Source organism: Micromonospora sp. WMMD1120 (assembly GCF_029626235.1).
Taxonomy (GTDB): Bacteria; Actinomycetota; Actinomycetes; order Mycobacteriales; family Micromonosporaceae; genus Micromonospora.
Genome location: NZ_JARUBO010000005.1, coordinates 210268 through 230587, shown reverse-complemented (window position 1 = coordinate 230587; position 20320 = coordinate 210268). Strand labels below are relative to the sequence as shown.

At 73.4% G+C, this 20320-nt stretch carries 19 protein-coding genes; 8 read left to right on the top strand and 11 right to left on the bottom strand.

The genetic code is table 11. The features are described from left to right. Window positions 1-114: 114 nt before the first annotated feature. A complete protein-coding gene (locus tag O7634_RS01100) occupies window positions 115-1716 on the top strand; it encodes a glycosyltransferase 87 family protein (protein ID WP_278148312.1) in 1602 nt (533 codons plus the stop codon). 28 nt (window positions 1717-1744) lie between these two features. Here the strand turns inward: O7634_RS01100 and O7634_RS01095 are convergent, their stop codons facing one another. Next, window positions 1745-2419 carry an NADPH-dependent F420 reductase gene (locus O7634_RS01095; RefSeq protein ID WP_278148311.1) on the bottom strand — a complete coding sequence of 225 codons (675 nt, stop codon included), beginning with the start codon at window positions 2417-2419 and terminating at the stop codon, window positions 1745-1747. Window positions 2420-2589: 170 nt separating this feature from the next. Then, window positions 2590-3081, bottom strand: a complete 492-nt coding sequence (locus O7634_RS01090; RefSeq protein WP_278148310.1) for a glutathione peroxidase — start codon at window positions 3079-3081, stop codon at window positions 2590-2592. 201 nt (window positions 3082-3282) lie between these two features. On the opposite strand from O7634_RS01090, the gene O7634_RS01085 reads away from it, so the two are divergent. The 4 genes from O7634_RS01085 to O7634_RS01070 all read left to right on the top strand — a co-directional run bounded on the left by O7634_RS01085 (window position 3283) and on the right by O7634_RS01070 (window position 8171). Next, window positions 3283-4899, top strand: coding sequence for a glycosyl hydrolase family 18 protein (locus tag O7634_RS01085; protein ID WP_278148309.1), 1617 nt, complete (start codon window positions 3283-3285; stop codon window positions 4897-4899). A gap of 180 nt (window positions 4900-5079) precedes the next feature. Continuing rightward, window positions 5080-5595 (top strand): hypothetical protein, encoded by a 516-nt coding sequence (locus tag O7634_RS01080; RefSeq protein WP_278148308.1) that lies wholly within the window; start codon window positions 5080-5082, stop codon window positions 5593-5595. Between the two features lie 88 nt (window positions 5596-5683). After that, a complete protein-coding gene (locus tag O7634_RS01075) occupies window positions 5684-7090 on the top strand; it encodes a 3-deoxy-7-phosphoheptulonate synthase class II (protein WP_278148307.1) in 1407 nt (468 codons plus the stop codon). Window positions 7091-7139: 49 nt separating this feature from the next. Further along, window positions 7140-8171, top strand: a complete 1032-nt coding sequence (locus O7634_RS01070; protein WP_278148306.1) for a GntG family PLP-dependent aldolase — start codon at window positions 7140-7142, stop codon at window positions 8169-8171. 177 nt (window positions 8172-8348) lie between these two features. On the opposite strand, the gene O7634_RS01065 is transcribed toward O7634_RS01070, so the two are convergent. Continuing rightward, window positions 8349-9215, bottom strand: a complete 867-nt coding sequence (locus O7634_RS01065) for a deoxyribonuclease IV (protein ID WP_278148305.1) — start codon at window positions 9213-9215, stop codon at window positions 8349-8351. After that, a complete protein-coding gene (pknB, locus tag O7634_RS01060) occupies window positions 9215-11203 on the bottom strand; it encodes a Stk1 family PASTA domain-containing Ser/Thr kinase (RefSeq protein ID WP_278148304.1) in 1989 nt (662 codons plus the stop codon). The genes O7634_RS01065 and pknB overlap by 1 nt, the downstream gene beginning before the upstream one ends. Window positions 11204-11391: 188 nt before the next feature. Here pknB and O7634_RS01055 point away from each other — a divergent pair, with 188 nt between their 5' ends. Then, window positions 11392-11781 (top strand): Rv2175c family DNA-binding protein, encoded by a 390-nt coding sequence (locus O7634_RS01055; RefSeq protein WP_278148303.1) that lies wholly within the window; start codon window positions 11392-11394, stop codon window positions 11779-11781. A 185-nt stretch (window positions 11782-11966) separates the two neighbouring features. Here O7634_RS01055 and O7634_RS01050 read toward each other — a convergent pair whose 3' ends face one another. Both O7634_RS01050 and O7634_RS01045 read right to left on the bottom strand, forming a co-directional pair. Then, the gene (locus O7634_RS01050) at window positions 11967-13049 is read right to left on the bottom strand and encodes a polyprenyl synthetase family protein (protein ID WP_278148302.1); all 1083 of its coding nucleotides are present in this window, start codon (window positions 13047-13049) and stop codon (window positions 11967-11969) included. Window positions 13050-13058: 9 nt separating this feature from the next. Then, complete coding sequence (locus O7634_RS01045; RefSeq protein WP_278148300.1) at window positions 13059-13448, bottom strand: helix-turn-helix transcriptional regulator; 390 nt, start codon at window positions 13446-13448, stop codon at window positions 13059-13061. Window positions 13449-13710: 262 nt separating this feature from the next. On the opposite strand from O7634_RS01045, the gene metF reads away from it, so the two are divergent. Together metF and O7634_RS01035 are read left to right on the top strand one after the other, a co-directional pair. After that, window positions 13711-14628: a methylenetetrahydrofolate reductase [NAD(P)H] gene (gene metF, locus O7634_RS01040; RefSeq protein WP_278148299.1), complete on the top strand. Its 918-nt coding sequence runs from the start codon at window positions 13711-13713 to the stop codon at window positions 14626-14628. Between the two features lie 44 nt (window positions 14629-14672). Continuing rightward, entirely contained in the window at window positions 14673-15362 is a 690-nt protein-coding gene (locus tag O7634_RS01035; RefSeq protein ID WP_278148298.1) for a CDP-alcohol phosphatidyltransferase family protein, read from the top strand. Window positions 15363-15424: 62 nt separating this feature from the next. Here O7634_RS01035 and crtI read toward each other — a convergent pair whose 3' ends face one another. From crtI to O7634_RS01010, 5 genes are read right to left on the bottom strand one after another with little or no spacing between them, the layout of a single operon-like run. Beyond that, the gene (gene crtI, locus O7634_RS01030) at window positions 15425-16912 is read right to left on the bottom strand and encodes a phytoene desaturase family protein (RefSeq protein ID WP_278148297.1); all 1488 of its coding nucleotides are present in this window, start codon (window positions 16910-16912) and stop codon (window positions 15425-15427) included. Window positions 16913-16923: 11 nt separating this feature from the next. After that, window positions 16924-18051: a glycosyltransferase family 2 protein gene (locus O7634_RS01025; protein WP_278148296.1), complete on the bottom strand. Its 1128-nt coding sequence runs from the start codon at window positions 18049-18051 to the stop codon at window positions 16924-16926. Next, window positions 18048-18950: a carotenoid biosynthesis protein gene (locus O7634_RS01020; RefSeq protein ID WP_278148295.1), complete on the bottom strand. Its 903-nt coding sequence runs from the start codon at window positions 18948-18950 to the stop codon at window positions 18048-18050. The genes O7634_RS01025 and O7634_RS01020 overlap by 4 nt, the downstream gene beginning before the upstream one ends. Continuing rightward, a complete protein-coding gene (locus O7634_RS01015; protein WP_278148294.1) occupies window positions 18947-19498 on the bottom strand; it encodes a GNAT family N-acetyltransferase in 552 nt (183 codons plus the stop codon). The genes O7634_RS01020 and O7634_RS01015 overlap by 4 nt, the downstream gene beginning before the upstream one ends. Then, on the bottom strand, window positions 19495-20232 hold the full coding sequence (locus O7634_RS01010) for a monooxygenase (RefSeq protein WP_278148293.1): 738 nt from the start codon (window positions 20230-20232) through the stop codon (window positions 19495-19497). The genes O7634_RS01015 and O7634_RS01010 overlap by 4 nt, the downstream gene beginning before the upstream one ends. Window positions 20233-20320: the final 88 nt, after the last annotated feature.

The following is a 20320-nucleotide window of genomic DNA, read 5'->3' as shown; positions in this document are numbered from 1 at the left end:
TGCGACGCAAGTTGCCGAGCCGGCGTTTCTCCAGGTCCGGTCGTCGTCGACTACCGTCCGATCCGACTGTCGCGCGGGACCACCGGAAGCCCCGGGTTCGCCTATTCTCGGTCGATGCGGGATCGCCGGGTGGCGCTGGCGTGGGCGACCTTCGTCGTCGTCGCGCTGGTCTCCGCCGTGCTCGTCCTGCGGCGGCCGGATCGCCTCTCCGACCTGCACATCTACTACGGCGCGTTGGCCGACCTGCGGGCCGGCCGGCCACTGTACGGGTACGTCGCGGAGAACGGGGGTCCGTTCACCTATCCGCCGTTCGCCGCTCTCGTGCTGTGGCCGATCACCGCCGTCAGCGAGGGCATACTCCAGCTGATCTGGTTGGTCGCGACGTGCGCGGCGGTCGTCGCCATCGCCGGGTCGGTCGGCGCCGCGCTGACCACCCGACAGTCCCGGCGCCCACTCGTCGTGGCGCTGACGGCCACCGTGCTGCTGCTCTCCGCGCCGGTGCAGAGCAACCTCCGCTTCGGTCAGGTCAGCATCTTCATCGTGCTGCTGGCCCTGGTGGACGGGATCGGCCTGGTGCCGCCCCGGCTGCGCGGGACGCTGGTCGGGGTGGCCGCGGCGATCAAGCTCACCCCGCTGCTGTTCGTTGTCTACTTCCTCGCCGTCCGGCGCTACCGTGACGCGGGCCGGGCAGCGGTCACGTTCCTGGCCTGCGCGGGGCTCGGCGCGGTCGTGCTGCCCACCGAGAGTTGGACGTACTGGACCGAGGCCGTCCGGCAGACCTCCCGGATCGGCAACCTGGCCTCGCTGGGCAACCAGTCGGTGCACGGGATGTTGCTGCGCGTCGGCGTGGACGAGTCGACGCTGCCGCTGCTCTGGGCGGGCCTGGTGGCGCTGATCTGCGCGGTGGCGCTGCTGCGGGCCCGACAGTTGACGCGGCACGGTCGGCCCGGGCACGCCGTTGTGCTCGTCGGCTGCGCCACGGTGGCCGCGTCGCCGGTGTCCTGGACCCACCACCAGGTGTGGCCGGTGCTCGCCGCGATGCTGCTGATCGGCGCGTCCGGGGTCGCCCAGCGGGTTGGCGGTGCGGCGCTGCTCGCCGCCATGGTGGTCTCGCTGGGCGCGGTGCTCAGTCCGATCTCGACCCGACCCGGCGTGCAGTTCCTCTTCGAGAACGCCCGCGCCGTGGGCGTGGGCCTGCTGTGCCTGGTCGGCTTCGGCGGGGTAGCCGTCGCCGCCCGGCGTACGAGCAGGCGGCCCACCGCCGGGCGGGCGTGGCTGCGGGTGGGCGTCACGGCCACCGTGGCGGTCGCCTTCTTCGCCGTGCAGCCGCTGCCGGCGGGCGCCGACCCGACCTTCAAGGCGTACACCATTGACGACGTGGTCAACCCCCGGTACTTCTTCGTCTGCCGCGGGCCGGCCGAGTGCGCCCGGTACGCCACCGACGCGCCGGTGACCTTCGGCACCCGCGCGGAGAAGACCAAGGTGCGGGTCAACGGCGTGGTCTCCGCGGCGGTGACCCGCCTGGAGTACTACTCCGCGCCGGGCGGGGCGCCCCGGAGCATCCCGCTGCTCGCCGCCTATCCGGGCACCCGGACGTTCTCGTTCCGGGCGGCGACGATGGCCCAGGGGCGACTTGTCGCGTACGCCGCCGACGGCCGGCCGATCGCCAGCTACGACGACGAACTCGCCGCCGCCCTCCGTACGACCAGCCGGTAGGCGGCTGCCGGAGGGGCGGCGGCGGTGCTCAACGGGTGGCGGCGGCCAGTGCGGCGCGCAGCTTCTCGGCGTCACCCGGCGCCGGGTGCTCCCAGTCGGTGGGCGTGGCCGAGTAGAGCGTGCCGTACGCCGGGGTGTCCGGCTGGTAGCGCCACCCCTCGGCCAGCGGGCCGACGTCGACGGCGTCGTACCCGATCCGGTCCAGGAAGGCCGTCACCTCGGCCTTCGCGGCGGCGTCGTCACCGGCGACGGCGAGCGCGCTGCGGTCGGCGGCGCCGGACGGCCGGGCCAGCGCGGCCAGGCCAGCGAAGTAGATGTTGTTGAAGACCTTGACCACCCGCGAGTCGGGCAGGTGCCGCTGGAGCAGTTCGCTGCTGGTGATCTCGCCCGAGTCCAGCTCCGGGAAGGCCCCGTCGCGCTGCGGGTAGTAGTTGTTGGTGTCGATGACGACCTTGCCGGCCAGTGGTTCGACGGGCACCGCGCGGTACGCCTTCAGCGGCACGCTGACCACCACCAGGTCGCCGACCCGGGCCGCGTCCTGGGCGGTGCCGGCGCTGGCGTGCTCACCCAACTCGTCGACGAGATCCGTCAGCGTCTCCGGACCGCGTGAGTTGCTCAGCACCACGTCGTAGCCGGCGGCCACGGCCAGCCGGGCGACGGTGCCGCCGATGTGGCCACTGCCGATCAGTCCCACAGTTGTCATGCCCGTTGCCAACTCCGTCCACCCGCGACGCATTCCGGACCCATCCCGTCCAACCTACGGCCCGACCGGCCACCGGCCGGTCGGTCCGGCGTGTTGATCAAGAGGTTTCGCCGTGGCCGTCGCGCCGTCGACGACACGACGCGCCCGCTCGGCGGGCTCAGGCGGCGGGCTCAGGCGGCGGGGAGGACCTTCTCGACGGCCGTGCGGAGGTCGTCGGACTGCGGATCGACGGTGGGGGCGAAGCGGGCGGCGACAGTGCCGTCCGGGGCGACGAGGAACTTCTCGAAGTTCCACCGGACGTCCCCGGCGTGCCCGTCGGCGTCCGGGGTGTCCACGAGCGCGGTGTAGAGCGGGTGCCGGTCCGGGCCGTTGACGTCGACCTTCTCGGTGAGCGGGAAGGTGACGCCGTAGTTGACCTGGCAGAACTCGCTGATCTCGGCGGCGCTGCCCGGCTCCTGCCCGGCGAACTGGTTGCACGGCACGCCGAGCACCACCAGGCCGCGGTCGGCGTACGCGTCGGCGAGCGCCTGGAGGCCGGCGTACTGCGGGGTCAGGCCGCAGCGGGAGGCCACGTTCACGATCAGGAGCGCCCGGCCGCGGTGGCGGGCCAGGTCGGCGGGGCCGCCGTCGAGGGCATCGATGGGGATGTCGAACACGGTCATGGGACGAGGCTACGCGTCGGCCGGTCGCGTGCCCGGAACGGGCGGGCCACCGGTGGCGGCGGTGGGTCCGCGGCCGGCGGCGATCAGCGCTCCGTGCACCAGGGGAAATCGAAACATGCGCATCTTGACGAACTGATGACGGTGTGAGTACCGTCTCAGCATCTCTTTTGGAAAGTTTCCTAACAGTTCGGGAGACGCCTCATGAAAAGATCGCTCCGCCGGGCCCTCTGGGCCGGTGCCGTGGTCGCCCTCGCCGCCGCGGCGGTGCCGGTGACGGGCGCGTTCGGTGCCGGCAGTGTCACCACCACGTTCACCAGGGCACAGGACTGGGGGACCGGTCACGAGACGAGGGTGACCATCACCAACGGTTCGAGTGCCGCCGTCAGCACCTGGCGCATCGAGTTCGACCTGCCCTCCGGCACCACGATCAGCAGCGCCTGGGACGCCGACGTGACCAGCAGCGGCAACCACTACGTCGCGGTCAAGAAGAGCTGGGGTGGCCCGATCGCCCCCGGCGCCTCGTTCAGCTGGGGCTACAACGGCACCGGCGCCTTCAAGGCGCCGCTGAACTGCACCATCAACGGGGCGGCGTGCGGCGGCGGCACCCCGACCAGCCCGCCGACCACGACGCCACCGACCACCACCCCGCCGACCACGCCGCCGCCGACGACCCCGCCACCGACCACCCCGCCGCCGAACACCGGCGGCAAGAAGGTCGTCGGCTACTTCGCCGAGTGGGGTGTCTACGGGCGCAACTACCACGTCAAGAACATCCAGACCAGCGGCTCGGCCGCCAAGCTCACCCACATCCTGTACGCCTTCGGCAACACCACCGGTGGCCGCTGCTCGATCGGTGACAGCTACGCCGACTACGAGAAGGCGTACACCGCGGCGGAGAGCGTCGACGGCGTCGCCGACACCTGGGACCAGCCGCTGCGCGGCAGCTTCAACCAGCTGCGCAAGCTCAAGCGGCTGAACCCGCACCTCAAGGTGATCTGGTCGTTCGGCGGCTGGACCTGGTCCGGCGGCTTCACCCAGGCCGCGCAGAACCCGGCCGCGTTCGCCGACAGCTGCTACAACCTGGTCGAGGACCCGCGCTGGGCGGACGTCTTCGACGGCATCGACGTCGACTGGGAGTACCCGAACGCCTGCGGTCTGACCTGTGACAGCAGCGGCCCGAACGCGTTCAAGAACGTGATCGGCGCGCTTAGGTCGAAGTTCGGGTCCAGTGCCCTGGTCACCGCCGCCATCACCGCGGACGGCAGCAACGGCGGCAAGATCGACGCCACCGACTACGCCGGCGCGATCGGCAACCTCAACTGGCTGATGCCGATGACCTACGACTACTTCGGCGCGTTCAACGCGCAGGGCCCGACCGCCCCGCACTCGCCGCTGACGTCGTACACCGGCATCCCGCAGCAGGGCTTCAACTCCGACGCGGCGATCCAGAAACTCAAGAGCAAGGGCATCCCGGCCAACAAGCTGCTGCTCGGCATCGGCTTCTACGGCCGGGGCTGGACCGGCGTCACCCAGGCCGCTCCGGGTGGCACCGCCACCGGCGCGGCGCCGGGCACCTACGAGGCGGGCATCGAGGACTACAAGGTCCTCAAGAACACCTGCCCGGCCACCGGCACGATCGCCGGCACCGCGTACGCCAAGTGCGGCAGCAACTGGTGGAGCTACGACACCCCGTCGACCATCAACGGCAAGATGACGTACGCGAACAACCAGGGCCTCGGTGGCGCGTTCTTCTGGGAGCTCTCCGGTGACACCAGCAACGGTGAGCTGATCAGCGCCATCAGGGGCGGTCTCGGCTGAGCCGAGGGCCGACGCACCACCCACACGGCGGGAAGGGGCCCGCACCGCCCCTTCCCGCCCGTGCCGCAGCGGCCCGGTCGACGCCCAGCGTCGGCCGGGCCGCCGCCGTTGGGATCGGTAGGCCCGATATGGCAGACTCGCGGCTCGGCACATCTCGACACCGACGACGAAAAGGTGATCATGCGCCCGACCCACCGCAGGCTGGCGGCGACCGCCGCGGGGCTGGTGCTGCTGCCGGTCGCTCTGGGCGGCTGCGGGATCGGTGGCGGGGACGCCGAGGAGAAGCCGTCTGCCGAGCCCGCACGGGCGCCCGCCGAGGAGGCCGCCACCCGCTCCCGTGAGCGCGTGCAGGCGTACCTCGACGCGATGACCGCCAAGGACGTCGCCGCCGGCCGGAGCCAGCTCTGCGCCCTGCTCCAGGACGGTTTCGACCTGGGTGCCACCAGCCCCAACGGTGACTTCGCCGACCACTTCCAGGTGCCGGAGGCGGCCATCACCGACGTCCGGTCCGGCCCCTCCGGGCAGGAGGTCAGCGTCTCGGTCTCGGTCCGCGTCGGCAAACGCACAGTGGTCCGGCCGCTGGTGTTCACCGTCACCCGGGACGGCGGCGACTGGTGCATCTCCGGGGAGAAGCCGGGCGACGCCGCGGTCGCCAGCCCGCAGCCGAACGGCCTGGTCCCCTCGCCCGCGTCCTGACCGGTCCCCCGGCGGGTTGATCTCCCATCTGCCGGAACCGTCCCCCTCGCCGCCCGGGTACCCCGGCCATCGCCGTACGCTTTCTGTCATGCGCCATGAGTGGCATCAGCTGAGCCATCCCGGGGTGAGCAGCCCGGGCCTGCAGACCAGCCGCCCGACCGTCGACTCCGCCGAGGACGCCGCGCTCGGCCTGGACCGGTGGCGGGAGCTGCCCCGCGAGCAGGTCCCCCCGTGGTCCGACCCGACCGCCGTCGCGGAGGTCTGCAAGGTCCTCGACACCGTCCCCTCGGTCGTGGCGCCCTACGAGGTCGACCAGCTCCGGCAGAAACTGGCCCTGGTCTGCGAGGGCAAGGCGTTCCTGCTCCAGGGCGGTGACTGCGCCGAGACGTTCGCCGACAACACCGAGAGCCACCTGCTGGCCAACGCCCGCACCCTGCTCCAGATGGCGATCGTGCTCACCTACGGCGCGTCGCTGCCGGTGGTCAAGGTCGCCCGGGTCGCCGGGCAGTACACCAAGCCGCGGTCACTGCCCACCGACGCCCGCGGCCTGCCCGCGTACCGCGGCGACATGATCAATTCGCTGGAGGCCGACCCGGCCGCCCGGGTCGCCGACCCGCAGCGCATGATCCGCGCGTACGCCAACTCGGCGGCGGCGATGAACATGCTCCGGGCGTACCTCGCCGGTGGGCTCGCCGACCTGCACGCCGTGCACGACTGGAACAAGGGCTTCGTGAAGAACTCCCCGGCGGGGGAGCGCTACGAGGCGATCGCCCGGGAGATCGACAGGGCGCTGGCCTTCATCCGGGCCTGCGGCATGACCGACGACGAGGCGCTGCGCACCGTCACCCTCTACTGCTCCCACGAGGCCCTCGCCCTGGAGTACGACAGGGCCCTCACCCGTGTCTCCGACAGTCGGGCGTACGGGCTCTCCGGGCACTTCCTCTGGGTCGGCGAGCGCACCCGGCAGATCACCGGCGCGCACATCGACTTCATCTCCCGGATCGCCAACCCGATCGGCGTCAAGCTCGGCCCGACCACCTCGCCGGACGAGGCGATCGAGCTGTGCGAGAAGCTCAACCCGGACAACATCCCCGGCCGGCTCACCCTGATCAGCCGGATGGGCAACCATCGGGTACGCGACGCCCTGCCGCCGATCGTCGCCAAGGTCACCGCCGCCGGCGCGAAGGTGGTCTGGCAGTGCGACCCGATGCACGGCAACACGCACGAGTCGTCGAACGGCTACAAGACCCGGCACTTCGACCGCATCGTCGACGAGGTGCTCGGCTACTTCGAGGTGCACCGCGGGCTGGACACCCACCCCGGTGGCCTGCACGTGGAATTGACCGGCGAGGACGTCACCGAGTGCCTCGGCGGCGCCCAGGGCATCGAGGACCTCGACCTGCCCGACCGGTACGAGACCGCCTGCGACCCGCGACTGAACACCCAGCAGTCGTTGGAGCTGGCCTTCCTGGTGGCGGAGATGTTGCGTGGCTGACGCGAGGAGTGAGCTTGCGAGCCCGCGGTCGGCAGCCGAAGGGAGGACAGTGGCTGACCTCGTTGATCTCCGGTCCGACACGGTGACCCGGCCCACCGCCGGGATGCGCGAGGCGATGGCCACCGCCGAGGTCGGTGACGACGTCTACGGCGAGGACCCGACAGTCAACGCCCTCGAAGCCGAGGTCGCCGCGCTGTTCGGGCACGAGGCCGCGCTGTTCGCCCCGAGCGGGTCGATGGCCAACCAGATCGCTCTGCAGCTGTTGGTGCCGCCCGGCGACGAGCTGCTCTGCGACGCCGACGCGCACGTCGTCACGTACGAGATCGGGGCCGCGGCCGCGTACGGCGGAATCTCCTCGCGGACCTGGCCGGCGGTCGGCGCGGACATCGACCCGGAGGTCGTGGCCGGGATGATCCGGCCGGACGGATACTTCGCCGTCCCCACCCGCGCGATCGCCGTCGAGCAGACCCACAACCGCCGGGGCGGTGGGGTGATCCCGCTGGCCACCCTGCGGGACCTGCGCGAGGTCGCCGACGACGCGGGTCTCGCGCTGCACTGCGACGGCGCCCGGATCTGGCACGCGCACGTCGCCGACGGGGTGCCGCTCATCGAGTACGGTCGGCTCTTCGACACGCTCTCCGTGTGCCTCTCCAAGGGGCTCGGCGCGCCGGTCGGCTCGCTTGTCGTGGGCAGCTCGGAGAAGATCGAACGAGCCCGGATGATCCGCAAGCGGATGGGCGGTGGCATGCGTCAGGCCGGCATCCTCGCCGCCGCCGGCCGGTACGCGCTCGCGCACCACATCGACCGACTGGCGGACGACCACGCGCGGGCGGCCCGACTGGCCGAGGCGGTCGCGCCGTTCGGCGTGCTCGCCAGCACGGTCCGCACCAACCTGGTCGCGCTGGACCTGACCAAGCACGTCCTGGACGCCCGCACGCTCGCCGCCGCCGCCCGAGCGGAAGGTGTGCTGATCTCGGTGCTCGGCCCCCGTACCGCCCGCCTGGTCACCCATCTGGGCCTCACCGACGCCGACATCAACCGAGCCCTACAAGTCCTCCCCCCCATCCTGAGCGCCAGATAACCCCACCCCCGCTGCCCCCCCGGCCTGGCCCCCCGCCTGGCCCCCCGCCTGGCCCCAGCCCTGGCCCCGGTTGATCATGAAGTTATGGCCACTCGCGCCGGCGTGTCGTGGCCACAACTTCATGATCAACCGGGGCTAGGGCCGGACGGGGGCCAGGGACAGGGTTGGGTGTGGGGGTCAGGGGGAGAGGCGGGTTAGGGTTTGGATGTCGGCCGCGTGGCCGAGCTGCTTCTCACTCGGGGTTTCCACCACGACGGGAACGCCGTCGGTGGCGGGATGCGCCATCAGCTCGGCGAAGGCGGGCTCACCGATGGTGCCCTTGCCGATGTTCTCGTGCCGGTCCCGGGTTGAGCCGCAGAGATCCTTCGAGTCGTTGGCGTGCACCAGCCGCAACCGGTCCGCGCCGACCGTGGCGACCAGCGTGTCCAGGGTCGCCGTCATGCCACCCTCGGCCGCCAGGTCGTGACCGGCCGCCCAGGCGTGGCAGGTGTCGAAGCAGACGCCGAGCATCGGATGCCGGTCCACCGCGTCCAGGTAGGGCCCGAGCTGCTCGACCCGGGACGCGAGCGACCGGCCGCCGCCCGCGCTCGGCTCGACCAGCAGCATCGGCCCGCCCGCGTCGGCGGCCCAGTCGAGCAGCGGCAGCAACTCCTCGCGGACCTGCCGCATCGCGGCCTCGGCGTGCCCCTCGTCCACCGAGCTGCCCGCGTGGAAGACCACCGCGCGGGCGCCGATCGCCACGCCCCGACGCAGCGCGTGCTCCAGTGTCTGGGCCGACCTCTCGACAGTGGCCGCTGTCGGGGAACCGAGGTTGACCAGCAGCGAGGCGTGGATGTACGCGGGGATGCCCCGCTCGGCGCAACCGTCCCGGAACAGGGCGTCCTGTCCGGGGTCACCGGCGGGCAGCGCCCAGCCCCGCGAGTTGGAGACGTAGACCTGCACCACCCGGGCGCCGGTCGCGTCGGCGTACGGCAGGGTGGCCTTCGCCAACCCGCCCGAGGTGGGGGCGTGTGCGCCCACCGGCCGCGACTGGATCGCCGGCATCAGAAACACGTGATGACGACCGGGGTGCCCGGCGGCACCTGCGAATTCTCGCCGGGGGCCTGGATCCGGACCACGGCGTTCGGGTTGACCGCCACCGTCACCGGGTAGCCCTGGCTCTCCAGCAACTGCTTGGCCTGCTGACAGGGCAGGTCGATCACCCGGGGCAGCACGGCCAGCGGTGGGCCCTTGCTGACGTCCAGCTTGACCTGGGTGCCCTTCTCCACGCCCGCGCCGTCGGCCGGGCTCTGGCCGAGGATCTCGTCCTTCGGCTTGTCGGAGTCCTTGTAGGTCTCCGCGAGCACCAGGTTGAGCTGGGCGAGCGTGGCCCGGGCCTCGGTCAGGCTCTTGCCGACCAGGTTCGGCACCGTCACCGGCGCCCTGCCCCGGCTGAGGATGAGGGTGATCTTCGTGCCCGGTTTGACCTCGGTGCCCACCTTGGGGGAGCTGTCCAGCACGACCCCCGACGGCAGGGTGTCGTCGTAGCGGGCGGTGCCCTTGACCACCACCAGCTTCACGTTGACCAGGTCCGCCTCGGCCAGCTCGTACTCCTTGCCGATGACGTCCGGCACGGGGAAGCGCTCCGGGCCGAGCGACAGGGTCAGGGTGATCGTGCCGCCCTTGAGGATCTTGGCAGCGGACGCCGGGCTCTGCCCGAGCACGCTGTCCTTCGGGGCCTTCTCGTCGAAACGCGGCTCCGCGTACTTCAGGAGGAGCCCGGCGCGGTCGGCCTGCGCCTGCGCCTCGGCCTTGCTCAGGCTCACCAGCTGCGGGGTGGCCGTGTAACGGCCGACGCCGAACCACCAGCCGCCGACGGCGGCCACCAGACCCAGCGCCACCACCACTGCCGCGACGGCCAGCCGGCCACGCGGATTGCCCAGCACGGAACTGCGGAACTCGGCGAACCGGGCGGCCAGACCCTCGGCCGCACCCGGGTTGGCCCGCCGCCGCCCCGCCCCCTGGCTGCTGGCCCCCTCCGGCAGGCGGGCCCAGGCCGGGCGGTCGGGCGGTCGGACCGTCGCGACCATCATCGTCGGCTGGTCGAGCGGCGGCGGCCCACTCACCGGCCGGAGCACCGCGGTGTGGCTGTTGGCGTCGCCCAGGCGGTCCCGGGCCACCTGCACCTCGGCCAGCAGGGCGCCGGCGTCCGCGGGTCGTGCGGCGGGATCGCGCCGGGTCGCCCGCTGCACCAGGTCGTCGAGGACCGACGGCAGGCCGGGCACCAGCGTGGACGGCATCGGTACGTCCCGGTCGACGTGCTGCCAGGCGACGTCGACCGGGCGGTCCCCGTCGTACGGCACCCGGCCGGTCAGCATCTCGAACAGCACGATGCCGGCCGAGTAGACATCGGTACGCGGATCGGCGCGGCCCTCGGTGACCAGCTCCGGGGCGACGTACGCCACGGTGGCCATCAGTTGGTTGCCCTGCGCCTCGTCCGCGCTCGCCTCGACCGCCCGGGCCAGACCGAAGTCGGCCACCTTGACCACGCTGTCGACCAGGTTGGCGACGCCACCGGTGGGCGCCTCGGCGACCAGCACGTTCTCCGGTTTGACGTCGCGGTGCACCAGGCCGGCCCGGTGTGCGGCGGCGATCGCCGCGAGCATCTGCTCGACGATGGCCAGCGCCTCGTCGGGGTTGAGCCGGCGTCGTTCGGCCAGCACGTCGCGCAGGGTGCGACCGCGGACGTACTCCATCACCAGGTACGGCAGGCCGGCGTGCGTGCCCTGGTCGTAGACCGCCACCACGTTCGGATGGGTCAGCCGGGCGATGGTCTTCGCCTCGTCGGTGAACCGCGCCACGAAGTTGGCGACCCGGGCCCGCGCCTCGGGCGCCTGGGTCGGATGAATGATCTTGACAGCGACGGTGCGCTCAAGACGCTCGTCGGTGGCGGTGTAAACGGTCGCCATGCCACCACGGGCCACGCGACCGCGAATGCGGTAGCGCCCGTCGATCAGCGAGCCCAGCAACGTGTCGGCGACCTGTGTGTCCATCGGCAGGCAGTCTATGTGTCCAGAGGGTGAGGGTTGAACAGGATGCTACAGCCGTACGCCGAACCGGACCGTCCCGCCGCGCTGGCCACCCCATCTCCGCTGGTCAGCGCTGGTCCGAGCAGAGGCTGTCGATCGATGGTGCGGGGTGCCGGTGGCTCGTTGCGGTGGCGGCGTGGCAGGGTGGTCGGGTGACCGAACCCGTACCCGACCAGGCCGAGCCCGACCTGCGACTCGCCGGACCCACCGACCCGGCCGGCTGGTTGACCCTGCCCGATGTCGCCGAACGCCTCGACGTGTCGATCAGCAAGGTGCACCAGATGATCCGCGACCGGGAGCTGCTGGCGGTTCGCCGCGACGGCGTTCGCCGGATCCCGGCGGACCTGGTCGCCAACCAGACCGTGCGCAAGCACCTGCCCGGGGTGCTCAACCTGCTCTCCGACAACGGATACGACGACGAGGCCGCCCTGCGCTGGCTCTACGAGCCGGACGACACTCTCCCCGGCGCAACTCCGGCCGCCGCCCTGGGCGGAGACCAGGCCCGCGAGGTGAAACGCCGAGCCCAAGCCCTAGGCTTCTGACCCAACCCCGCCCCGCCCAGGCCCGCCCCGCCCAGGCCCCAGGGGTTGATCATGAAGTTAGTGACCATTGCGCCGGCGTGTCGTGGCGCTAAGTTCATGATCGACGCCGGGACGCCGGGACGCCGGGACGCCGGGACGCCGGGACGCCGGGACGCCGGGACGCCGGGACGCCGGGACGCCGGGGTTTAGTCGCTTCGGCGGGTGGCGGCGACGGCCAGGTCCACCAGGGCCTGGCGGGCCTCGGTGTCGAGGTCGACGGTGCTCAGCGCGGCCAGCGCGGCGTCGGTCAGTGTGACGATCCGCTGCTCGGTGCGGGTCAGGGCCCCGCTCGCCGAGATCACCTCGCGGAGCCGGGCCACTCCGCGCTCGTCCAGGTCCGGGTCGCCGAGCCGGCTGAGCAGCAGCTCCCGACCGGCGTCGTCGGTGGTCTCCACCGTCGCCGCGACGAGGTAGGTGCGCTTGCCCTCGCGCAGGTCGTCCCCGGCCGGTTTGCCGGTCTGCGCCGGGTCGCCGAAGACCCCCAGCACGTCGTCGCGGAGCTGGAACGCCTCGCCCAGCGGCAGCCCGTACGCCGAGTAGGCCACCTTCACGTCGTCCGCCGCGTCGGCCAGCGCGGCGCCCATCAGCATCGGCCGCTCGACCGTGTACTTCGCGGACTTGTACCGGGCGACCTTGCTGGCCCGCTCCACCGAGGTGTCCCGGGTGACCTGCGTCAGCACGTCGAGGTACTGCCCGACGGTCACCTCGGTGCGCATCTCGTCGAACACCGGCCGCGCCCGGGCCAACGACCAGAGGTCCAGGCCGGAGGAGTGCAGCAACTCGTCGGACCAGACCAGGCAGAGGTCACCGAGCAGGATGGCGGCGGCGTCGCCGAAGCTGTCCGGGTCGCCGCCCCAGCCGGCCTTCCGGTGCCGCCTGGCGAACCGTCGGTGCACCGCCGGCTCGCCCCGGCGGGTGTCCGAGCGGTCCATCAGATCGTCGTGGACCAGGGCGCTGGCCTGGACGAGCTCCAGCGCGGCCAGGGCGGTGACCACCTGGTCGCCGTCCACCCCACCGGCCCCGCGGAATCCCCAGTACGCGAAAGCCGGACGCAGTCGCTTGCCGCCACCGAGCACGAACGCCTCGATCGCCTCGGCCACCGGGCCCAGGGCGTCGTCCACCGCGGCGAGCCGGACCCGTTGGCTGGCCAGGAACTCGGTGAGGGCCTTGTCGACGCGCTGCCGCAGGCCGGCGCGGTCGACGGGGGACACGGAAGCAGCGTGGGTCACGCCCCGACGCTAGCGGGTCACCGTGGCTCGCGCTCCACCGCCACGCGTGGTCCCGCCGGTGCGGCCCGGACCCGTCCGCCCCGCCGGTCGGGTGCCGGCCGCCGTGGCCCGGCCCGGCCGGGTGGCTCCGGTCGCACCGGCCCGGCGGGTGGCCGCGGCGGCCTCGGCGAGCACGACCAGCGGGACGCCCAGGACGGCGGCGAGCCAGCCGAGCCAGAACCCGCCCGGCACGCGCCGCCCCCGTTCCCACCGGGACACCTCGTGCCGGCTCAGCGTCGGGACTCCGGCGGCGGTGCACAACTCGGCGGCGGTACGCCGTTGGCTCCAGCCACGGGCCAGCCGGCACCGGGCCAGCAATGGCCCGAGCTGGGTGGGACACGACGAAGCGGGCGGGGTCATGGGCCGTCCTCCTGGCGGGCAGCGGTGCGGTGACGGCCCGCCGGCCGGACCGGACGGGACCGCGTCACCGCTCGGTCACCGACCCCCGCGGGCCCGGGGCCGCCCCCACCGCCCCTCCCGCAGCACCATTACTACCCCGCAGGTACGACGCCTTCCCGCCCGCCCGCCTTTTCGGGCAGTGTCGCCCCGCACATCGGGCGGCACCGGACACCGGGGTGGGAAGCGCCTGGGTCGTGACGGCAACGACCGCTAGAGTCGGGGCGTGGCGCTCGGTCTTCCCTCGAAACTCCCCAATCCGCAGCCGGCGATCGGGGAGCTGATCCGTGAGCACCAGCCGACCTTCTCGTTCGAGTTCTTCCCGCCCAAGACCGAGGCGGGGGAGCGGCTGCTCTGGCAGGCCATCCGCGAGTTGGAGTCGCTGCGACCGTCGTTCGTGTCGATCACGTACGGCGCGGGCGGCTCGACCCGGGACACCACGGTGGCGGTGACCGAGCGGATCGCCACCGAGACCACCCTGCTGCCGATGGCCCACCTCACCGCCGTCAACCACTCCGTCGCCGAGCTGCGGCACGTGGTCGGCCGGCTCGCCGGGGTGGGGGTGCGCAACGTGCTGGCCGTCCGCGGCGACCCGCCGGGCAACCCGGGCGGTGAGTGGGTCCGCCACCCCGAGGGTGTGGACTACGCCGAGGACCTGGTCCGCCTGGTGCGCGACGCCGGCGACTTCAGCGTCGGCGTGGCGGCGTTTCCCTACAAGCACCCCCGCTCGCCCGACGTGGCCAGCGACACGGCGCAGTTCGTCCGCAAGTGCCGGGCCGGCGCGGAGTTCGCGATCACGCAGATGTTCTTCGACGCCGACGACTACCTGCGGCTGCGCGACCGGGTGACCGCCGCCGGCTGTGACACCCCGATCCTCGCCGGAGTGATGCCGGTGACCCAGATCGGCACCATCGAACGGTCGGTGCAGTTGTCCGGCGCGCCGTTCCCGCCCGCGCTGGCGGCCCGCTTCGAACGCGTCGCCGACGACCCGGAGGCCGTCCGTCGGCTCGGCGTCGAGCAGGCCAGCGAGATGTGCCGCCGGCTGCTCGACGAGGGCGTTCCGGGAATCCACTTCATCACCCTCAACCGGTCCACCGCTACCCGCGAGGTCTGGCAGAACCTGAAGGCCGGCGCTCGGGTGTGAACGCCGGGCCCGCGACACCTGATGCCCGGCACGACGGTTGAGCCGTGGTGGGCACACAGCTGAACTGGGATCAGTACGCCACGGCGTGGGCGCGACTGCACGGCGGGTTCGACCCCCGGGGCGCGGCGCCGGTGGTGCGCGCCTGGCTGCGGTTCGCGTACCACGTCGGGTACGTGCTGGGCCGGCTGCGGGTCAGCCCCACCGCGGTCACCGTTGCCGGCGTGCTGCTCTGCTTCTGCGTACCGTTGCTGGTGGACCGGCCGGGGGACGGGCCGTTCCTCGGCGCGCTGTTCGTGCTGCTCGCCGCGGTGGCCGACAGCGTGGACGGCGCGGTGGCGGTCGCCACCGGCCGCACCACCCGGCTCGGCTACGTCTACGACTCGGTCGCCGACCGGCTCGGTGAGGTGGCGTGGTTGCTGGCCTTCTGGCTGCTGGGGGCGCCGGGTGGGCTGGTCGTCGCGGGCGGCGCGCTGTCCTGGCTGCACGAGTACGTCCGGGCCCGGGCGGTCGCCGCCGGCATGCGCGACATCGGCGCGGTGACGGTGGGCGAACGGCCCACCCGGGTCTCGGTGGCGTTGGGCGGGCTGGTGGTCGCCGGGCTGGCCGGGCTGATCGAGCCGGACCTGGCCGCTGGCACCATCACCATGGCGACAGCGGTGTGGGTGCTGTTGGCCGGCTTCGGCCTGGGGCAGCTGCTCTCCAGCATCCGCCGCGCCCTGCTCGACGTCGAGTAGCCGCCGCCCGCTGAACCGCCGGGCCCGTCGAGCCCCGGCCCGGCGCGGCCGGGAGGCCCCGCCTACCAGGCGGGACCGATCTCGTCGGCGACGATCTGCGCGGAGAGGGTCACCATCGGCAGGCCGCCGCCCGGGTGGGTGGAGCCGCCCACCAGCCACAGCCCGTGCGCCGGCCCCCGGTTGGCCGGGCGGAGCAGCCCACCGGCGGTGCCGTAGATCGCTCCGCCCGGCGTGCCGGTGGCCGCGTCCAGGTCGGCCGGAGTACGCACCTCCCGGAACAGCAGCCGGTCGCGCACGTCCACGCCGCGTTGCGCCAGCACGTCCAGGACCCGATCGGCGTACGCGTCGGCCAGCCCCGGCCGTCGCCAGTCGACAGCGCCCGCCGCGGTGCCCTGCCGTGGGGCGTTGACCAGTACGAACCACGCCTCGTGCCCGGCCGGGCGGACCATCGGGTCGTCGGCCACTGTGACGAACACCGTCGGGTCGGCGGCCGGTCGGGCCCGCACGCCCCGACCGGGATCGCCGAAGACCGCGTCGAACTCGGCGTCGTAGTCGTCGGGGAAGAAGACGTTGTGGTGGGCCAGCCCGGTGCTGCCGGAGACGCCGAGCAGCAGCACGAAGCCGGCGAGGCTGCGGTCGGTCAGCCCGGCCAGCCGGCGTGGGTGGGGTAGCAGGTCCCGGTAGACGGTGAGCGCGTCCACGTTGGCCACCACCACGTCGGCGGGCACCGGCGCGGTGACGCCGGCGATGCGTACCCCGTGCACCCGGCCACCGGCGGCGTCGATCCGGGTGACGGTGGCGTCGGTCTGCACGACCACGCCGAGATCCAGGCAACGGGTCAGCAGCGCGTCGGCGAGGGTGCCCAGCCCGCCGCGCAGGTACCAGCCGCCGAAGGCCAGCTCCGCGTAGGGGACCGCGACCAGCGCCGCCGGCGCCCGGCGTGGGTCGGCGCCGGTGTACGTGGCGTACCGGTCCAGCAGCATCCGTAGCCGCGGGTCGGACAGGTGTCGACGGCCCAGGCCGCGCAGGGTGCGACCGGGCGCGATGGCGGCCAGGTCGCCCACCCGCCAGGCCAGCGACGCGAGGTCGCGCGGGGAGTCGACGGTACGGCGCAGGATGTCCCGCGAGGAGGCGTGCCACACCCGCGCGGCGCGACGCCACAGCCGCTGCCAGTCGGCCGCCGCCCGGTCACCGAGGGCCGCCCCGATCCGGGCGGTGAACTCCACCGGGTCGGCGCACGAGTCCACTGTCGGGCCACCGCCGGGGAAGACGTGCCGGACGATCGGGTCCAGCGGTGTCAGGTCCAGGTACTCGTCGAGCTTCGCGCCGGTCGCCTCGAACAGGTCGTGGAACACCTCGGGCAGGGTGAGCAGGCTCGGCCCGGTGTCGAAGTGGAACGACCCGGCCGCCGTGTCGTGCACGTACCGGCCGAGCTTGCCGCCGACAGTGCCGGCCCGTTCGAGGACCGTCACCTGGTGCCCGGTGGCGGCCAGCCGGGCGGCGGTGGCGAGGCCGCCCACTCCGGCGCCGACGACCACGATCCGCGCCATGCCGCGCCTCCCTAGCTGACCGGGCGACCCCGCCAGGTCAGGCGACGTCGCTTCCGCAGATGGTACGACCGCAGTGTCAACCAACCGAGGACCACGACCGACACGGGGTGTGCGAGCGCGTCGGGCCACCACCGGCCGCCGGTCGCGCGGGCGGTGAGCACCCGCCCGGCCACCCCGAGCAGGTAGCCGGCCAGGCCCACGGCGGCCACCCCCGGCGCGCCGACCGCCACACCCGTCACCGCCACCAGCGGCGGGGCGGTGTAGAGCAGCAGCAACGCCGCCAGCACGGCCGCCGCCGTGCCGGGGTGCCCGAACGACGCCCAGAGCGACTTCGAGTACCCGTCGCGCAGTTGCGGCCAGTCGTCGTACATCCGGCAGGTGGCCAGCCGCGAGCCGTCAGCCAGGGCGATCCGCCCGCCGGCGCGCTTGACCGCCCGGGCCAGCTCGACGTCCTCCAGGATCTTGTCAGCGACCGCGGCGTGCCCGCCGGCGGCGGTGTAGCCGGCCCGGTCCACCACCAGGAACTGCCCGCCCGCCGCGGCCAGCGACGGCCGCGGCGAGCGCTCCATCGCCCGCAGCGGCAGGAAGGTCAGCCAGAGCCACTGCAACAGCGGCTGCACCAACCGGTCGGCCGCCGTCGCCACCACGATCCGGGGGTACGGCGACAGCAACGTGGCGCGGGCGGTGCGCAGCTCGGTGACGGCCGCCGCCACGGCGTGCGGGGCGAGCACCACGTCGGCGTCGACGAAGACCAGCGCGGTGGCCTCCGGGTCGGCCCGGGTGGCCAGCTGCCAGCAGGCGTGCGGCTTGCCCAGCCAGCCGGGCGGTGGGGCGACCCCGGTGAGCACTGTGACCCGGGGGTCGTCGCCGGCCACCGCGCGGACCACGTCGGCGGTGCCGTCGGTGGAGCCGTCGTCGAGGACCACGACCCGCAGTCCGGGAACGCCGCGCTGGGCGAGCAGGGCGCGCAGGCACGGCGTGACCCGGGTGGCCTCGTCGCGCAGCGGGAGCAGCACGGCGACCGGCTCGTCGACCGCGTCGGGCCGGTCGGTGGGCCGGCGCAACCACCGGGCCGCGTTGACCCAGGTGTGCGCGGTCAGCGCGGCGACGACGACCAGCAGGGCGAGCGGGACCGTCATCGGGTCGCGTCGACGCCGGCGCGGATCGGCCGTCGGTCCGCCCGGCCCGGGTCGCGGCCCCGCCGGGCCCGCAGCACCGTCACCGCCAGCGGTACGGCGGTGACCGCCATGCCGGCGGCGCCCCAGAGCGCCGACGCGGGCAGGTCGAGGAAGACCGCGTGGGCCAGGATGCTGGAGAGGTACGTCCACAGGTAGAGCGCGACCATCGGGTGGTCCCGGGCGTCGGTGTGCGCGGTGGCCGGCCCGGCCAGCGGGCGGAGCGCGCTCATCATCAGCACCGCGAAGAGCACCCAGCCCAGGTAGTTGCTGACCGGGATGCCGGGCAGGCCGGGCAGCGCCGGGGTGGCGTCGCGCCAGACCCAGTAGCCCTCGGCCACCATCTGCGGATCGAGGAAGAGGTCCCAGCTGGCCAACCCCACGGTGGCCAGCGCGATCCGCCCCACCCACCGGCCGGCCGTCGTGCCGGTGCCGGTGCCGTCGGCTGTCGTGCCGGTGCCGGTGCCGGTGCCGGTGCCGTCGGTCGTCGTGCCGGCGCCCCCGGTCAGCCGGACCGCTGCCAGCCAGGCTGGCCAGGCCATCCAGGTCCAGGCCAGCGGGATGATCAGCGGTACCCCGGCCAGCTTGGGCCCCAGCTCGCCGGAGTAGTCGTAGCTGCCGAACGGCACGCCGGTCGCCACCCCGATCGCCTCGATCGCGAACCCGCCGCCGGTGGCCACCGTCACCAGCGCCGCGGCGACCCGTGGGCCCCGGCTGAGCAGCGCGTGGCCGACCGAGAGCAGCCAACCGAGAACGACGGTGGCCACGGTGAGCCCGGCCCGGGTGGCGCCGGTGGTGAGCGGGTAGCAGATCTGGGCGAGCACCAGGACCGCGAGCAGCGCCCAGGGCATCCGTCGGGTCATGACGCCGGTTGCTCGAGCGGCAGATCCCGGCCGAGCACCCCGAACGGCCGCTCGTCGCCGGGGAAGTGGAAGTCGCGCAGGACGTCGACGAAGCCGAACCGCCGGTACAGCCGCCAGGCCCGTGAGGTCTGCTCGTCGGCCTCCGGGGTGGACAGCAGCGTGGTGTCGCCCTCGGCCATGCCGAGCAGCGCGCGGAGCTGGCCGGTGCCCAGGCGGTGACCCTGCGCGGGTGGCCGGACGTGCAACTCGACCACCTCGAAGCAGTGGGTGAGCCAGCGCTTGCGGGCGGGGGCGTCCAGCGCCCTGTGCACCTGGTCGTGCCACCACTGCCCGGTGGCGCCCAGGTAGCCGTAGCCGAAGCCGGCGAGGTGGCCTTCGCTGGTCAGGCTGGCGACCGCCCGGAAACCCGGTCGGCGGACGTGGGTGGCGATGTAGCCGCGCCGGGCCTCCAGCAGGTCGGTGCGGTACCCCATCGCCTCGCCGTAGACGGCGACCACGTCGTCCAGCCGCCGGACGAGATCGTCCGGTGTCCAGCGCACCAACCTCATGCCCGTCCACCCTTCACCGTCTCCGAGTCGCCGTCGGTGACCCATCCGAGCACCGTCCGGTCGCCGACCACGTCGCGCACCTCGAACCGGGCGAACAGCTCCTCGGCGTACCAACCCTCGGTGGGGGTTCGCATGATCGCCGCCCGATGCTCCGGGTGACGGTACGCGAACGCCACCAGGTCTGTCGGGTCGCGCCACACGCTCACGGTGCCCTGCCAGCCCAGCGGCGCCTCTCCGACGCCGAACCGGGCCAGCAGCCCGGGCGCGTCACGCAGGGCGGCGGCCACCGGGGGGATCGCCCGCCAGAAGGTGGCCGCCCGGCGGGCCCGCAGTCGGGCCCGGGTCAGCGCCAGCACCGGTCCGGTGACCGAACCGCCCGGCGGGTCGCCGAACGGCCGCTGGCCGGACCACTCGCCCCGGCTGGTCAGCGGGCGCAGGTCGATGCGTACCCCGGCGTGGGCGATGCGCGCCCAGCCGCGACCGACCGACGAGTCGTCGAAGTCGTCGGCGGCGGTGGGGGAGTCCCAGACGGTGAGCGCGGCCCACCGGGTCAGGTCGGCGTCCCTCGGCCCGAAGTCGGTGCCCGTCCCGGTGCCCAGCAGCTTGCCGAACCGCACGCCCGGCAGGGCGCGCAGCCGGCGCGGGTCCACCGCCATCCGGGTCAGCGCCCGGGGCAGCGCGCCGCGGGACGTCCGCCACACGTGCAGTGTGACCAACTCCGGAGGCGTGCTCACGCCACCTCGGCCAGATCGCCGGCGAGGGTGGGCGCGGCGTGCGCCGCTCGTACGTTCGGGTGTGGCCGCATGCCGTCATTCTTCCGGT

Coding starts and splice junctions, on each gene's coding strand:
- O7634_RS01100 (WP_278148312.1), top strand. CDS start 115: ATGCGGGATCGCCGGGTGGCGCTGGCGTGGGCGACCTTCGTCGTCGTC.
- O7634_RS01095 (WP_278148311.1), bottom strand. CDS start 2,419: ATGACAACTGTGGGACTGATCGGCAGTGGCCACATCGGCGGCACCGTC.
- O7634_RS01090 (WP_278148310.1), bottom strand. CDS start 3,081: ATGACCGTGTTCGACATCCCCATCGATGCCCTCGACGGCGGCCCCGCC.
- O7634_RS01085 (WP_278148309.1), top strand. CDS start 3,283: ATGAAAAGATCGCTCCGCCGGGCCCTCTGGGCCGGTGCCGTGGTCGCC.
- O7634_RS01080 (WP_278148308.1), top strand. CDS start 5,080: ATGCGCCCGACCCACCGCAGGCTGGCGGCGACCGCCGCGGGGCTGGTG.
- O7634_RS01075 (WP_278148307.1), top strand. CDS start 5,684: ATGCGCCATGAGTGGCATCAGCTGAGCCATCCCGGGGTGAGCAGCCCG.
- O7634_RS01065 (WP_278148305.1), bottom strand. CDS start 9,215: ATGCCGGCGATCCAGTCGCGGCCGGTGGGCGCACACGCCCCCACCTCG.
- pknB (WP_278148304.1), bottom strand. CDS start 11,203: ATGGACACACAGGTCGCCGACACGTTGCTGGGCTCGCTGATCGACGGG.
- O7634_RS01045 (WP_278148300.1), bottom strand. CDS start 13,448: ATGACCCCGCCCGCTTCGTCGTGTCCCACCCAGCTCGGGCCATTGCTG.
- crtI (WP_278148297.1), bottom strand. CDS start 16,912: ATGGCGCGGATCGTGGTCGTCGGCGCCGGAGTGGGCGGCCTCGCCACC.
- O7634_RS01025 (WP_278148296.1), bottom strand. CDS start 18,051: ATGACGGTCCCGCTCGCCCTGCTGGTCGTCGTCGCCGCGCTGACCGCG.
- O7634_RS01020 (WP_278148295.1), bottom strand. CDS start 18,950: ATGACCCGACGGATGCCCTGGGCGCTGCTCGCGGTCCTGGTGCTCGCC.
- O7634_RS01015 (WP_278148294.1), bottom strand. CDS start 19,498: ATGAGGTTGGTGCGCTGGACACCGGACGATCTCGTCCGGCGGCTGGAC.